The sequence below is a fragment of the Flavobacterium sasangense DSM 21067 genome, assembly GCF_000686885.1.
In the GTDB taxonomy this organism is placed as follows: domain Bacteria; phylum Bacteroidota; class Bacteroidia; order Flavobacteriales; family Flavobacteriaceae; genus Flavobacterium; species Flavobacterium sasangense.
Genome location: NZ_JMLU01000022.1, coordinates 34,589 through 50,147 on the forward strand (window position 1 = coordinate 34,589; position 15,559 = coordinate 50,147).

Sequence of the window (15,559 nt, forward strand, 5' to 3'; positions counted from 1 at the left end):
TTGGAACTATTTTTTTATAAAATTTTTATGAATTGCACCTTCCGAAGTCGTGATTTTCATCACATGCATTCCCGAACTTAAATTGTCAATTCTGAAATCTGCAGTTTGATGCGTTGCCAATAATTGTCCTAAAGTATTATAAATTTCTACTTTTTCTAATTGAGTAGTCGTAGGCATCATAATGTGTAATTCATCATTTGCTGGATTTGGGTAAACTGAAATTGTTTGATCTAATTCAAAAGTTAGTGGCAACCCGAGAGCGACGGAACGCTTAAAACAGAATCTACAAAAAACCACCAAAAAATTAACTAAAAAAATTCATTACTTTAGCGTTTTGAAAAACTAAAATTATGGCATTAAGTTGGAACGAAATTAAAGAAAGAGCTGTAAAATTTTCTAAAGAATGGGCAGAATATTCTAATGAAGAAGCAGATGCAAAACCATTTTTAGTAGAATTCTTCAATGTATTTGGAATTTACAGCAAGAAAGTTGCAACTTTTGAACATCGAGTTAAAAAACTTGATGAACGTGATGGTTATATTGATTTACTTTGGAAAGGAACAATTCTAATAGAAATGAAAAGTCGAGGAAAAAATCTTGACAAAGCATTTCAACAAGCCAAAGATTATTTGCACGGTTTAAAACAACACGAATTACCAAAATACATTTTAGTTTCAGATTTTGAAATCTTCAAACTTTACGATTTAGAAGAAGAAAACATTGTTGAATTTAAAATTTTAGATTTAGTAAACAACGTTCAAAGTTTTGGCTTTCTACTCGGTTATCAGAAAAAAGTATACAAAGAACAAGATCCAGCCAATATAAAAGCGGCTGAATTTATGGGTAAACTTCACGACAGATTAAAGGAAATCGGTTACGATGGTCATCCATTAGAAGTTTACTTGGTTCGCCTACTCTTTTGTCTTTTTGCCGAAGACACAACAATTTTCAATAAACAACAATTTCAAGATTATATAGAATTTCGCACCAACGAAGACGGAAGCGATTTAGCACCAAAACTGCAAGAACTTTTTCAAGTTCTTGACACGCCAAGTGAAAAACGTTTTAAAAATCTTGACGAACAATTAGCTGAATTTCCGTATGTAAACGGAAAACTATTTCAAGAAATCTTGCCAATGGCAAGTTTCGATACCAAAATGCGAAAAGCATTATTAGATTGTTGTTACATCGATTGGAGCAAAATTTCTCCAGCAATTTTTGGTTCAATGTTTCAAAGCGTAATGAATCCGAAAGAACGCAGAAATCTTGGCGCACATTATACAAGCGAAACCAATATTTTAAAACTAATAAAACCTTTATTTCTTGACGAACTTTGGGCGGAATTTGAAAACATAAAAAACAATAAAAACAAACTTCCAGAGTTTCACAAAAAAATTAGTTTACTAAAGTTTCTTGACCCAGCTTGTGGTTGCGGAAACTTTTTAGTAATTACTTACAGAGAATTACGTTTGTTAGAAATTGCAGTGTTACGAGCATTAAACAAATCAGGACAGGGATTTTTGGATGTTTCAGAAATTATTTGGCTCGATGTCGATATGATGGGCGGAATTGAATATGAAGAATTTCCAGCGCGAATTGCAGAAGTTGCAATGTGGTTAATCGACCACCAAATGAATATGTTAATTAGTAACGAATTTGGTCAATATTTTGCACGTTTACCATTAAAAAAATCTGCTAAAATTGTTCACGGCGATGCTTTAGAAGTCGATTGGGAATCTGTTGTTCCAAAAGAACAACTTTGTTATATTCTAGGAAATCCACCATTTATAGGTTCTAAAATAATGACACAATTGCAACGCAATCAAATCGTAAAAGAATTTGATAACATTCAAGGAAGTGGCGTTTTAGATTATGTAACAGGTTGGTATATAAAATCGGCTAAATTCATTCAAAACACAAAAATAAAAGTTGCTTTTGTTTCTACAAATTCAATTGTTCAAGGCGAACAAACGTCTATACTTTGGGGTCAAATGTTAAATAAATTTAGCATAAAAATTCATTTTGCTCATAGAACTTTTAAATGGAGTAATGAAGCAAAAGGAAATGCAGCAGTTTATTGTGTAATAGTTGGCTTCGCCAACTACGACACTAATAATAAAAGCATTTTTGAATATGATGACATCAAAGGAGAAGCATTGGAAATAAAAGCAAAAAATATCAATCCATATTTAGTTGATGCAAAAGATTTATTGATTAATAAAAGTTCAAATCCTATTTGTAATGTTCCAAAAATGAGTTTTGGAAATATGCCTTTAGACGGTGGACATCTATTATTATCTGACATCGAGAAAAGTGAATTTATTTTAAAAGAACCGAAAGCGGAGAAATTTATAATACCTTTAATTTCAGCTTATGAATTCCTTAACGGTGAAAAACGTTGGTGCATTTGGCTTGTTGACGCAGAACCAAGTGAATTAAAACAATTACCAGAAATTTTAAAACGTGTTGAAGCAGTAAAAAAGTTTAGACTTGACAGCGTTGCGCCTTCAACTCAAAAATTTGCAACAACACCATCTTTATTTCGAGACAGAAACCAACCTGAAACTTATATTTTAATACCAAGTACAACATCAGAAAATCGAAAATACATTCCGTTAGGTTTTTTCAATAAAGACCATATTGCAAATAATAGTTGTCACACTATTCCTAATGGTAGTCTATATCATTTTGGGATTTTAATGTCTTCAATGCATATGGCTTGGGTTAAATCTGTTTGCGGTCGATTAGAAAGTCGTTACAGATATTCAAAAGATATTGTTTACAATAATTTTCCTTGGGCAGAAAATCCAAGTGAAAAACAAATAAGACAAATTGAAGAAAAAGCACAAAAAGTTTTAGAAGTTCGTTCAAATTTTCCTAAAAGTTCATTGGCTGATTTATACAATCCTTTAACAATTCCACCAACATTAATAAAGGCACATAACGAATTAGACAAGGCTGTAGATTCTGCTTACAGAACTGCACCTTTTACAAGCGAAGCCAACAGAATGGTGTATTTATTTGAGTTATACGAAAAATATACAGCCGATTTATTTACAAAAGAAAAACCGAAGAAGAAAAAATAACATAACGTAAAAAAGAAATGTTTGCTCCGCAAACAAACTAATTGCTACCGCAATTAGTTTTCTTCTTACCGCTTTTGTATTTATTGCTTCCGCATTTATATTTATTGCATCCGCAAAAAGAAATATTGCGTCCGCATTTGTATTTATTGCTTCCGCAATTAGATTTATTCTATACGAAGAAAGAATTATTGCTTCCGCATTTAGATTTATTACATACGCAGAAGAATTTATTGCATCCGCATTTAGATTTATTACATACGCAAAAAGAATTATTGCTTCCGCATTTAGATTTATTACGTACGCAGAAAGATTTATAACTACTACATTAAATATGACGTTTAGTAATCAGAAGAAAGGGCAGCCACTAACAGCGGTTTCAAGAAATGGCGAGGCAAGGGATTTATCAGAAATTGGAAAGGTTTTTAATTAAAAGTTTTTTCTATATTTGTAAAGGCTTGGTCTTGGTTCATCGCCACTTCATGAAGCCGCGAAACGATGCATTTGCTAATGTTACCACATTATTTTTAGAAATAATATGTTTGTTTGGATCAAATGTTACTCCAGTCACAACAAACGGAACTGGCACTACAAATTCTTGATTATTAACAGTGTTGTTTACAACCACATCATGATTTACACCTCCAGCACTTGTTAGTCTAATTTGTAAAGGCATTTCAAAAAAAGAAACTGACGCATGCGACTGTGCTTGACTTACTGTAATTTTTGCCTGACCAGCTCCCCAATTCTGAGCCGTAATGGTATATGTAGGATAGCCTTGCATGTAAAGCCAATCGTTGAAAAATTCCGATAGACTACTTCCATGAACTGCTTCCAAATGACTTTTTAAATTATTTGTAAGGGCATACCCGTAAGCCAAATTAGAATCAGACAAATAATTACGTAAAGCTTGGAAAAAATTTGCATCACCCATCACCCAACGCAACATATGCGTTACCATAGACCCTTTATCATATGTTAATCTAGAAGAAAATATTCTATTTACGTTTGTTAAATCAGAATCTTGAAGATATACATATCCAGTAGTTTGTGAGGTAATAGAATTTATTTTATTAGTTTTCCAAGTCACAAATGGAGTAGCTCCGTCTAAATTTTCAACTACTAATCCAGACATGTATTCTGTAAGTCCCTCATTTAACCAAATGTCTTTCCAAGAACCGCATGTGATTTTATCACCAAACCATTGATGTGCCATTTCATGAGCGATTAAATTTCTTCCAAAACTACCCATAAAAGAAACCGTTGTATGCTCCATTCCGCCACCCCAACCAAATTGAGCATGTCCGTATTTTTCATTTCTAAACGGATAAGGCTCCAATAAAGATTCATATAAATTTATAATTGTTGGAGTAGTTCCTAATTGTGTTGCAGAAGTTGCAGAAGCATAACTTTCAGGATATAAATAATTCACAATAGGAAAATAAGGACTTGCGACAGTTCCTAATCCTCCTTGCTGATTATAAATTTGATAATTTGTTACTGCAATAGCTATCAAATAAGCTGGTATTGGGTAACCGTGATGAAAATGAGTGGTTTTATTTGCTCCAGAAATAGTTTGAGAAACCTCTATCCCATTAGAAACACTAACATAAGCAGATGGCGCAGTAATATAAACATCTATTGAATTTACTTTATCATTCAAATCTTGTTTACAAGGCCACCAATCTCTTGCTCCGTAGGGTTCAGAAAGTGTAAAAATCACAGGAGTACCGCTATGAGTTCCTCTAGTAAATGCCCCTTCCGCTTGAGGCGGAGAACCTGCATATGTAATTACAACTGTTGCAGAATTACCTGTAGCCAAAGTAGCAGGTAAATTAATATTTAACTCGTAATTGCTTTGACTAAAAGTTAAACTAGAACTATTCATTGTTACAGAACTCACTACTAATTCGGTTGCCATATCAAAAGTCACAACATTCATATCGCTTAATGCAGTAAAAGTTGTGGTAACTATTCCGCTAATATATGGGGTGGTATTATTCGGATCTACATTAAATCGCAATTCATGATAACTAATATCATAATTTTGAGTATTGGGGTTGGCTCTAAAATTTATGGTTGCTGAAGCCGACTTCATTTCTGCTTCTACCATTCTATCAAATTCAGAATTATCCGTTTGGGCAAAACCGATAACTCCAAATAAGAGTAATAAACTTAAAGTAATTTTTTTCATTTTTTGTAGGTTATAAAATTTTGGAGGCAACTTCTAAGTAATTTAACATTATTAAAACCCAACAGAATTAAGCTTAAAATTATCAATTTACATAAAAATCAAGCGAATATACAATAATATCTTTATTTTAATACAGCTTTTTGTAAGAATTTCATCAATTCATAAAAACACATAAGTGAAATCGTTTTTTATGTATTATCTGAATCCAATTTCTTAAATTTGCATCCTTAAAATCCTATATATTATGTTACAGATAGCGTACATTAGAGAAAACAAAGACGAAGTAGTAAAACGATTAGCTAAGAAAAACTTAGATGCTAAAAGTGCCATTGAAGAAGTTATTGCACTAGACGAAAAAAGAAGAGCAACTCAAGTGGAATTAGATACTATCAAAGCTGAGTCAAATAAGCTATCCAAAGATATTGGGGATTTAATGAAAAGTGGCGAAAAAGCGAAAGCCGAAATCTTGAAAGAAAAATCGGTTCAACTTCGTGAAAAAGACAAAGAATTGACCGAAGTTTTAAACACATTTGCCGCTAAATTACAAGAAGAATTATACAAATTACCTAATTTACCAGCCGACATCGTTCCAGAGGGAAAAACACCTGAAGAAAACTTAAACGTTTTTCAAGAAGGTGAAATTCCTCAATTACACGAAGGCGCATTGCCTCACTGGGAATTAGCAAAAAAATACGATTTAATTGATTTTGAATTAGGAGTAAAAATCACAGGAGCAGGTTTCCCAGTTTACAAAGGAAAAGGCGCCAAATTACAACGCGCTTTAATCACTTATTTCCTTGATAAAAACACCGATGCTGGTTACTTAGAATACCAAGTTCCTCATATGGTTAACGAAGCTTCCGGTTTTGGAACTGGTCAATTACCGGACAAGGAAGGACAAATGTACCATGTAGGCGTTGATGATTTGTATTTAATTCCAACAGCTGAAGTTCCAGTAACGAATATCTTTAGAGATGTGTTGTTAAATGAAAATGATTTACCAGTTCTTTGTACAGGATACACGCCATGTTTCCGTCGTGAAGCAGGTTCGTATGGTGCTCACGTTCGTGGTTTAAATCGTTTGCACCAATTTGACAAAGTAGAAATCGTTCGCATTGAACATCCTGATAAATCTTATGAAGCATTAGATGGAATGGTGGAACACGTAAAAGGAATTTTACAAGAATTGAAATTACCATACCGAATTCTAAGATTATGTGGTGGCGACATGAGTTTCGCTTCTGCCTTAACCTATGATTTTGAAGTGTATTCAACAGCTCAAGAACGTTGGTTAGAAATTAGTTCGGTATCTAATTTTGAAACCTTCCAAGCAAATCGTTTAAAATTACGTTTCAAAGACAAAGAAGGTAAAAACCAATTGGCACACACGTTGAACGGAAGTTCATTAGCGTTACCAAGAGTATTAGCTGGAATTTTAGAGAACTACCAAACACCAGAAGGTATCGTAGTTCCTGAAGTTTTAAGAAAATATACTGGATTTGACATCATTAACTAAACGTTAATCTTTATAAAATAATGTACTAATTTGACGCTAAAAAGTGTTACTTTAGTACATTATTTGTTTTATTTATGTTGCAAAAAATAGCTTTTTTCATTTTGTTTTTGTCCTCGTTTTGGGTTTCGGCACAAAATGAGCAATTGGCATTTAATTATATTGATGCTGGAGAATACGAAAAAGCTGCAACCATTCTTGAGGAAGTTTACACAAAAAACAAACATTTATATTTGGACAAACTTTTGTATTGTTACCAACAGTTACAACAATATGATAAAGCGTTAAAATTTATAAATGAATTAAAGCCTAAAAACAACAACCCTACTCTTTTAGTAGAAGAAGGCTATGTTTATCAACTACAAAAAAGACAGTCTGAAGCCGATAAAAAATATCAAGAAGCCCTTAATGAAATTGATAAAAATGCCAATTTTGCATACAATTTAGGAAGTGTTTTCGAAAGAAAAGTATTATTAGAATGGGCATTAAAAGCCTATGAAAAAGGTCAAAAATTAAACCCAAATCTAAATTTCGATTACCAAATCGCCATGATTCAAGGGCAATTAGGTAATTTGGAATTGATGCTAAATAAATTATTAGATTATGGTTTCAACACTCCTGACGGAACTCAGATGGTTCAAAATCAGCTGAATCGTTATTTAATGGACGATTCCGATGGTTCTTTTGCAGCCACTATTCGAAAAAACTTATTGCTAAGAACTCAAAAGTCGCAGGACGTCTATTGGAACCAATTTTTGAGTTGGTTTTTTGTACAACAAAAAGAATACGGAAAAGCGTTTATTCAAGAGAAAGCAGTTTACAAAAGAAATCCTGATTCATTTATAAATATTGTTACCCTTGCTAAAATGGCAATGGAAGAAAAACAATATGAAGATGCGAAAACGATTCTAAGTTTTGTTTTAGAAACTACACAAAACTTAGATTTACAAATGCAAGCGCATCATTTTTTAATTTCCATGGAAATGGAATCGGCAACTTCAAAAGACTATCCTGCTATTGATTTGAAACTTCAAGAGTTATTAAAAAAATATGGTATTAGTCCGTATTCAATAGACTTGCAAATTCTTTCCGCTCACTTTAAAACGTTTTATTTAAATCAATCAAAATTAGGAACTGAGCTGTTGCAAAACACCTTAAAACTTCCATTAAATGTGAGAGAACAATCAGAAGTTAAAATGGAATTGGCGGATATTATGGTGTATGATGAAAAATTCAATCAAGCCATTTTGTATTATGCACAAGTAGAAGACAACTTGAAAAATGATGTTTTAGCACACGAAGCTAGTCTAAAATTAGCAAAAGCGAACTTCTATAAAAAAGATTTCGATTGGACTTTGCAACAAGTGAAAGTTTTGAAACAATCGCCAAGTTTGTTAATTGCAAATGACGCGATCGAAATGTTTTTGCTTATCCAAGACAATTCGGCCGAAGACAGTTTGCGAGTAGCACTTCAAGCCTATTCAACAGCGGATTTAAAATTGTATCAGAATAAAAAAGAAGAAGCACTTCGACTCTTTTTAGCCATTTTACAAAAACACAAAGGCGAAAGCATCGAAGAAGGAACCTTATTCAAAGTTGGAAAAATCTATGAAGAAAAAGGCGATTTCAACAAAGCTTTAACGTATTATCAAAACATATTAGACAATCATAAAGACGGAATTTATAAAGATGAAGCCTTATACTTTTCGGCAGAAATTTATAGAAAACATCTTTTAGACAACGAAAAAGCAAAAGCATTATACGAAAAAGTAGTTTTAGAACATCCCGATAGTTTGTATTACACCGAAAGTAGAAAACAATACAGAACATTGCGAGGTGATTCGACAATTTAGAGAAAAAAGTTAAACAACTAAACACTTAAACGATTAAACATAAACAATGATTATATACAACGTAACGATAAACGTAGACGAAAGCATTCATTCCGCTTGGTTAAAATGGATGCAGAACAAACATATTAACGATGTTTTAGCGACTGGTTTATTTACCAATGCTAAAATGGTTCGCGTATTGGTTGAAGAAGAAATGGGAGGAACAACTTATGCCGTACAATATTTCACCGATTCTAGAGCTAAATTAGAAGACTATTACCAAAATCACGCGCCAAGATTACGTCAAGAAGGCTTACAACTTTTCGCTGATAAAATGTTAGCGTTTAGAACGGAATTAGAAGTGATTGAAGAATTCTACGGAGAAACAAACTAAAATGGAAAAAGTAACCGCAAAAAAACACTTAGGACAACATTTCCTAAAAGACGAAAGCATCGCAAAGGATATTGCCGATACACTTTCGCTTGAAGGCTATTCAAAAATTTTGGAAATTGGTCCAGGAATGGGTGTTTTAACCAAATATCTATTGGACAAACCAACCGAAACCTTTGTAATTGAAATCGATAAAGAATCGGTGGAATATTTGGGCGTTCACTATCCAAAATTAGAAAATCATATCATTTCGAAAGACTTTTTAAAATACAATTTAAACGAAGTTTTCAATGGCGAACCTTTTGCTATTATTGGCAATTTCCCTTATAACATTTCGACACAAATTGTATTCAAAACTTTAGAAATGCGCGATCAAATTCCAGAATTTGCTGGGATGTTTCAAAAAGAAGTAGCTGAAAGAATTTGCGAGAAAAAAGGAAGCAAAACCTACGGAATTTTATCGGTTTTAACCCAATCTTTTTATGAAGCAGAGTATTTATTTACTGTTCCGCCAAGTGTTTTTAATCCGCCACCAAAAGTAGATTCAGGTGTTTTACGATTAAGAAGAAAAGCAGATTATTCATTACCGTGTGATGAAAAATTATTCTTTAGAGTGGTAAAAACTGCTTTTCAACAAAGAAGAAAAACCTTGCGAAATAGCTTAAAAACATTCAATTTTTCTGATAATTTAAAATTAGACACTATCTTTGACCTCCGTCCGGAACAATTGACGGTGGAACAATTTATAGATATTACCCAAAAAATAGCAGCCGATGGAGTTTAAAATCAGCAGAGAGTTTCTATCTGAAATAGAACAACTTATAAGTGAAAACAAGTCGCAAGAATTACTTTTGCTTCTTGAAGATATTCACTTTGCTGATATTGCCGAAATCATGGAAGAACTCGATGATTATGGCGCTGCTTACATTTTTAATACCTTAGATTCTGAAAAAACAGCTGAAATTCTTCTAGAATTAGATGAAGAAGTTCGTGAAAAAATCTTACGTAATCTTTCTCCAAAAGAAATTGCGGAAGAGCTTGACGAATTAAGTACCGACGACGCTGCCGACATTATTGCCGAATTACCGCAACATAAAAAGGAGCAAGTAATTTCGGAATTAGAAGACGTTGAACACGCCAAAGACATTGTAGATTTATTACGCTACGATGAAGATTCTGCCGGTGGTTTGATGGGAAAAGAGTTGGTGAAAGTCAACGAAAACTGGAACGTTTTAACTTGTGTGAAAGAAATGCGCGCGCAAGCTGAAAATGTATCAAAAGTACATTCTATATACGTGGTTGATGATGAGGAACGATTGAAAGGTCGATTATCATTAAAAGATTTATTGACAACCTCAACCAAAACCCCAATTAGCGATGTTTACATCAAAAAAGTAGATTACGTAAAAGTAGACACGAAAGATGTAGAAGTTGCCCGAATCATGCAAAAATACGACTTGGAAGCCATTCCGGTTGTAGATGAATTAGGAAGATTAGTAGGAAGAATTACCATTGACGATATTATCGATGTCATCAAAGAAGAAGCCGACAAAGATTACCAGTTAGCAGCCGGTATCTCGCAGGACGTTGAAGCCGATGACAGCATTTTGGAACTGACAAAAGCACGTTTGCCTTGGTTGGTTTTAGCTTTATTTGGGGGATTTATTTCGGTACACGTTTTAGGAATCTTTGAACCCGTAATGGATTTACATCCTGAATTATTTTTCTTTACACCATTAATTGCTGCGATGGCAGGAAATGTTGGTGTCCAATCTTCTGCTATTATTGTGCAAGGTTTAGCAAACAACACTATTATTGGACCAGTTGTCGAGCGTTTATTAAAAGAACTTTCCTTAAGTTTACTTAACGGAATTATTCTTTCTGCCATATTACTTTTAGGTAGTTACTTTTTATTAGGATACGAAATTCATGTTGGTTACACAGTTTCAATTGCGCTACTTTCAGTAATTATTATGGCATCGTTAATTGGAACTTTTATTCCAATTATCTTAAATAAATACGGAGTTGACCCTGCATTAGCAACAGGTCCGTTTATTACGACGAGTAACGATATCTTAGGGATTTTGACCTATTTTACGATTGCTAAGATTATTTTGGGGATTTAATTTCACTTACTTCCCAACCTTTTCCATTTTATTTCACTCTATAGAATAAACACAAAAGTTTATAGAGATGAAAAAAATAATTTTGACATTCATTTTGTTAACTTCAATTACATCATTTTCACAAGAAGAGACTAAAGAGCGTTTCTTATTTGAAAAAAAACTAAATCAGGTTACTATAAATGATTCTATTTCCAAACACACGAAAATCATTAAAAAAATTTCGATTCCAGCAAAAATTGATTCCATATCAGCTGACTCAAAATGGGAACTTTTATATTTACACGAAACTGGATGGCAGGAATCAATGCCAAATAATCCTTATAAAATAAATAATTTATACATCGGAAAACGAAACAACATCGTTACTGGTAAAGATTTAAAAGACTTCTTTCAAACAATTGGTCAAAAAGAAATTCTATTTAATCAACTCCCATCTGAATTGTCTTACATGAACAGAGGAGCTCCATTAAATGGAAAATTCACAATTATTTTTCTAAAAAACAATCACATTACTTTACAATACATTCACAGTTATCCTAATGGAAATCAATCAAGTTGGTTCAGAAAAACCAATTATTATTTAAAAAGAATAAACTAAAAACTATATCAAATGAAAAAAATATTTTCACTGTTAATCGTTCTGGTTTCTGCAATTGCATTTGCTCAAAAACCTATTTTTACTTCCGCTAAAATTAAAAGCGCAACTGTTTATAGCAATTCGGCTGAGTTATTACAATCGGCTTCCGTTACACTTCCTTCTGGAACTAGCGAAATTGTTATTAAAAATGTAGCGGATTACGTAAATGAAAACACCATTCAAATTGGTGCTCCGGCTAATGTTACGGTTTTATCCGTTCAGTTTACACGAAATTTTATTTCGGAATACGAAATTGATGAAAGCAATCCGATGATAAAAAGAGTTCGTGATAGCATTGCCATCATCGAAAAAGAGATGGGAAAAATTGCAAACGAAAAAGTTTCCTATGCCAAAACCATTGATTTATTAGATAAAAATCAAAATGTAGCGGGACAAAATTCTGGATTGAATGTCACCGAATTAATGAAACTAGTAGATTATTACAGAGCGAAAAGAAATGAATTGAGTAATTTGGTTGATGTGCTTTATGAAAAGGAAAACAAGTTAAAAGACAAACTATCAAAACTGAATTCTAAATTAGAATTGAACACTCAAAAACAAGAAAAAACGTCACAAGGGAAATTAGTTTTACAAGTGATGACTGATGCAGCAAGTTCTGTAAATTTAGACATCAATTACCTAACGAACAACGCTTCATGGTCTCCATTTTACGATTTACGCGCTGACAACATAAACTCGCCAATCAATTTAATGTACAAAGCAAAAGTGGTACAAAACACCGGAATCGATTGGAAAAAAGTAAAACTGACACTTTCAAGTGGTAATCCAAATCAAAACAATACGGCTCCTATTTTACAAGCTTGGTTTTTACGATTTGGTTATCCAAGAACATATGGTTATACAAATGATGACACTAAAATGAATGAAGTTGTGGTTACTGCTTATGGTATAAAAAAAGATTCAGCTCCACAATCTTCAATCTCAAACTACACTACCATTAATGAAAATCAATTGAATATTTCCTTCGATATTGACATTCCATATGACATTTTATCCAATGGAAAAGCACATAGTGTAGCCTTGAAAGATTTGAAATTACCTGCAACATATAAATATTATGCGGTTCCAAAAGCAGAAAAAGAAGCTTTTTTATTAGCTGAAATTAGCGAATATTCTAAATTCAATTTATTACCTGGGGAAGCAAATATAATCTTCGAAGGAATGTATGTAGGCAAAACAATGATTAACCCAAATCAAACTTCTGACACCTTGAATTTAAGCATGGGAAGAGATAAAAAAATTGCCATCAAACGTGAAAAAATCGCAGATAAATCGGGAACTAAATTCTTATCAGGTTATAAAGAACAAACGTTCACTTACGATATCACCATAAAAAACAACAAAAAAGAAGCGATTGAAATGTTGCTAAAAGATCAATATCCAATTAGCACTGATAAAGAAATCACAATAGAATTATTAGACAACGGAAAAGCCAAAGTAAACCCAGAAACCGGAATTCTAACTTGGGATGTAAAACTTGGAGCTGGAGAAACGAAGAAATATCGAATCAGTTATAAAATCAAATATCCGAAGGATAAGTTTATAGATAATTTGTAAATCAGTGTTCAGTGTTCAGAAGTAAGTGTTCAGTATATAACTGATAACTTATAACTGAACACTGATTACTTTTTTTAAGGCGCTGGATTCGGAATTAATTCTTGAATTTTCTCAATTTCAGCTACGATTTCGTCTGATAGAATGGTGTCAAAAGCTTGAATATTTTCTTGCAATTGTTCCATAGTTGTAGCTCCAATAATAGTAGAAGTCACAAATTTTTGACGATGTACAAAAGCAATTGCCATTTGGGTTAATGTTAAACCGTTAGCTTCTGCTAATTCTTTGTATAATTTGGTTGCTTTGAAGCAATTTTCATTGGTATAACGAACGAAATTTGGAAACAATTTCATACGTGAATTCTCAGGATAACCGTTCAAATATTTCCCAGATAAAAATCCGAAACCTAATGGCGAATAGGCTAACAACCCAACATTTTCACGCATTCCAATTTCTGACAAACCAACTTCATATAAACGATTCAATAACGAAAAAGGATTTTGAATCGTGGAAATTCTTGGCAAACCGTGTTTTTCACTTTCCATTAAAAAGCGCATAACACCCCACGGATTTTCATTAGAAACCCCAATGTGTTTGATTTTTCCTTCTTTGATTAATCCATCATAAACTGTTAGTACCTCAAAAATATTGTCTTGCCATTTGGTATCAATTTCCTGAACACCGCGTTTTTGAAACATGTTCATTACACGCTCTGGCCAATGCATTTGATACAAATCGATATAATCGGTTTGAAGATTTTTCAAACTCAACTCTACCGCTTCGTGAATACTTTTTTTAGAAAAATCCAATGGCTGACGAATGTATTCCATTCCTCTATTTGGTCCAGCAATTTTGGTAGCTAATACTAATTTCTCACGTTCCGAAGCACCAATTTTCTTAATCCAAGTTCCGATGTGACGTTCTGTGCTTCCAAAGATTTGAGCGTTTCCGCCAATAGGATACATCTCAGCTGTATCGATAAAATTAATTCCTTTTTCAATTGCGTAATCCAATTGCGAATGCGATTCAATTTCGGTATTTTGATTTCCAAAAGTCATCGTTCCTAAACAGATTTTACTGACTTTTAGTTCGGTATTAGGTAGTGTTGTATAGTTCATTTCAGAATTTGAAAATTTAAAGTTCAAAGTTACAAAGTTTCAACCAAAGAAAAAGGCTTGAATTTAGAACTCAAGCCTTTTTTATCAATCTTTTATGAAATGTTATAGTTCATTCAACATTTTAGAAATCTCATCTAACTTAGGCGTTAAGATGATTTCGATTCTTCTGTTTTTTGCTTTTCCTTCTGCCGTATCGTTACTCATTAAAGGCGCAAATTCACCACGACCTGCTGCTGTTAAATTCTCTTTTTTCACTTTAGCATTAGCCGATAAAATATTCACAATTGCAGTTGCTCGTTTTGTAGATAAATCCCAGTTATTTTCCACTCCACCACCAATAGTACCAGTGATTTTATCGTTATCCGTGTGACCTTCAATTAAAACAGAAATATCTGGATTGTCACCTAAAACTTTCCCAACTAAATCCACCGCTTTTTTACCTTCAGAACCTACAGTCCAACTTCCAGATTCGAAAAGTAATTTATTTTCCATTGAAACGTATACTTTTCCATCTCTTTCCGTTACAGTTAATCCTTTTCCTTCAAATGCTTTTAACGATTTAGATAAGGTTTCTTTCAGTTTTTTCATAGCAGCATCTTTATCAGCCATCATTTTTTCTAATTCAGCTAAACGTGCTGAAGATGCTTCTAGGTCTTTTTTCAATTTATTTAAACGATCTTGTTCCGCTGCTAAAGCTTTTTGTTTTGCTTCTAACTCAGCCAACAATTGTCTGTTTTTATTAATATTAGCTTCTAAAGCATCATTGCTATCTTTTTCAAGTGCAGCGTATGAAGCTTTTAGATTGTCTAAACTCTTTTTGGTTGCTGCATAATCTGCTGCTAATTTATCGCGCTCTGCCTTAGTTTTATCTAATTCCGATTGCAGTTTATTTTTATCCGCTTCTAACTGATTTTTATCGGTTTTTAAAGTGGTATTTTCATCCGATAAAGCGTTGTGTTCTTTCTTTAAATCGGCATATTTGTTTTCTAAATCTTGGTAGATTTTTTTAGAAACGCATGAAGTAGTTAAACTTAAAACTACACAAGCAAGGGCAATTTTTCTAATCATTTTGTTTTTTTTTATAATTGAT

Annotated in this window: 13 protein-coding genes; 9 read left to right on the forward strand and 4 right to left on the reverse strand. The window is 32.9% G+C overall.

The annotated features are described in order from the left end of the window. Nucleotides 1-6: 6 nt before the first annotated feature. Nucleotides 7-252: a T9SS type A sorting domain-containing protein gene (locus BP92_RS0110060; protein WP_026725955.1), complete on the reverse strand. Its 246-nt coding sequence runs from the start codon at nucleotides 250-252 to the stop codon at nucleotides 7-9. 98 nt (nucleotides 253-350) lie between these two features. On the opposite strand from BP92_RS0110060, the gene BP92_RS0110065 reads away from it, so the two are divergent. Beyond that, entirely contained in the window at nucleotides 351-3,086 is a 2,736-nt protein-coding gene (locus BP92_RS0110065) for a class I SAM-dependent DNA methyltransferase (RefSeq protein ID WP_026725956.1), read from the forward strand. A 41-nt stretch (nucleotides 3,087-3,127) separates the two neighbouring features. Beyond that, nucleotides 3,128-3,403, forward strand: coding sequence for a hypothetical protein (locus BP92_RS0110070; RefSeq protein WP_150111911.1), 276 nt, complete (start codon nucleotides 3,128-3,130; stop codon nucleotides 3,401-3,403). Between the two features lie 149 nt (nucleotides 3,404-3,552). Here BP92_RS0110070 and BP92_RS16095 read toward each other — a convergent pair whose 3' ends face one another. Beyond that, a complete protein-coding gene (locus tag BP92_RS16095; RefSeq protein WP_084329715.1) occupies nucleotides 3,553-5,277 on the reverse strand; it encodes a M1 family metallopeptidase in 1,725 nt (574 codons plus the stop codon). Between the two features lie 244 nt (nucleotides 5,278-5,521). On the opposite strand from BP92_RS16095, the gene serS reads away from it, so the two are divergent. The 7 genes from serS to BP92_RS0110110 all read left to right on the forward strand — a co-directional run bounded on the left by serS (nucleotide 5,522) and on the right by BP92_RS0110110 (nucleotide 13,354). Next, nucleotides 5,522-6,793 (forward strand): serine--tRNA ligase, encoded by a 1,272-nt coding sequence (gene serS / locus BP92_RS0110080; protein WP_026725958.1) that lies wholly within the window; start codon nucleotides 5,522-5,524, stop codon nucleotides 6,791-6,793. A gap of 74 nt (nucleotides 6,794-6,867) precedes the next feature. Then, nucleotides 6,868-8,643 (forward strand): tetratricopeptide repeat protein, encoded by a 1,776-nt coding sequence (locus tag BP92_RS0110085; protein WP_026725959.1) that lies wholly within the window; start codon nucleotides 6,868-6,870, stop codon nucleotides 8,641-8,643. A gap of 46 nt (nucleotides 8,644-8,689) precedes the next feature. Further along, nucleotides 8,690-9,016 (forward strand): DUF4286 family protein, encoded by a 327-nt coding sequence (locus BP92_RS0110090; protein ID WP_026725960.1) that lies wholly within the window; start codon nucleotides 8,690-8,692, stop codon nucleotides 9,014-9,016. A 1-nt stretch (nucleotide 9,017) separates the two neighbouring features. Next, the gene (rsmA, locus tag BP92_RS0110095) at nucleotides 9,018-9,797 is read left to right on the forward strand and encodes a 16S rRNA (adenine(1518)-N(6)/adenine(1519)-N(6))-dimethyltransferase RsmA (protein WP_026725961.1); all 780 of its coding nucleotides are present in this window, start codon (nucleotides 9,018-9,020) and stop codon (nucleotides 9,795-9,797) included. After that, complete coding sequence (gene mgtE / locus BP92_RS0110100) at nucleotides 9,787-11,139, forward strand: magnesium transporter (protein WP_026725962.1); 1,353 nt, start codon at nucleotides 9,787-9,789, stop codon at nucleotides 11,137-11,139. The genes rsmA and mgtE overlap by 11 nt, the downstream gene beginning before the upstream one ends. A 67-nt stretch (nucleotides 11,140-11,206) precedes the next feature. Further along, complete coding sequence (locus tag BP92_RS0110105) at nucleotides 11,207-11,737, forward strand: hypothetical protein (RefSeq protein ID WP_026725963.1); 531 nt, start codon at nucleotides 11,207-11,209, stop codon at nucleotides 11,735-11,737. A 12-nt stretch (nucleotides 11,738-11,749) separates the two neighbouring features. Continuing rightward, nucleotides 11,750-13,354 carry a DUF4139 domain-containing protein gene (locus BP92_RS0110110; RefSeq protein ID WP_026725964.1) on the forward strand — a complete coding sequence of 535 codons (1,605 nt, stop codon included), beginning with the start codon at nucleotides 11,750-11,752 and terminating at the stop codon, nucleotides 13,352-13,354. Between the two features lie 74 nt (nucleotides 13,355-13,428). On the opposite strand, the gene BP92_RS0110115 is transcribed toward BP92_RS0110110, so the two are convergent. Continuing rightward, a complete protein-coding gene (locus BP92_RS0110115; protein ID WP_026725965.1) occupies nucleotides 13,429-14,469 on the reverse strand; it encodes an aldo/keto reductase in 1,041 nt (346 codons plus the stop codon). 102 nt (nucleotides 14,470-14,571) lie between these two features. After that, the gene (locus BP92_RS0110120) at nucleotides 14,572-15,537 is read right to left on the reverse strand and encodes an OmpA family protein (protein ID WP_026725966.1); all 966 of its coding nucleotides are present in this window, start codon (nucleotides 15,535-15,537) and stop codon (nucleotides 14,572-14,574) included. Nucleotides 15,538-15,559 lie beyond the last annotated feature (22 nt).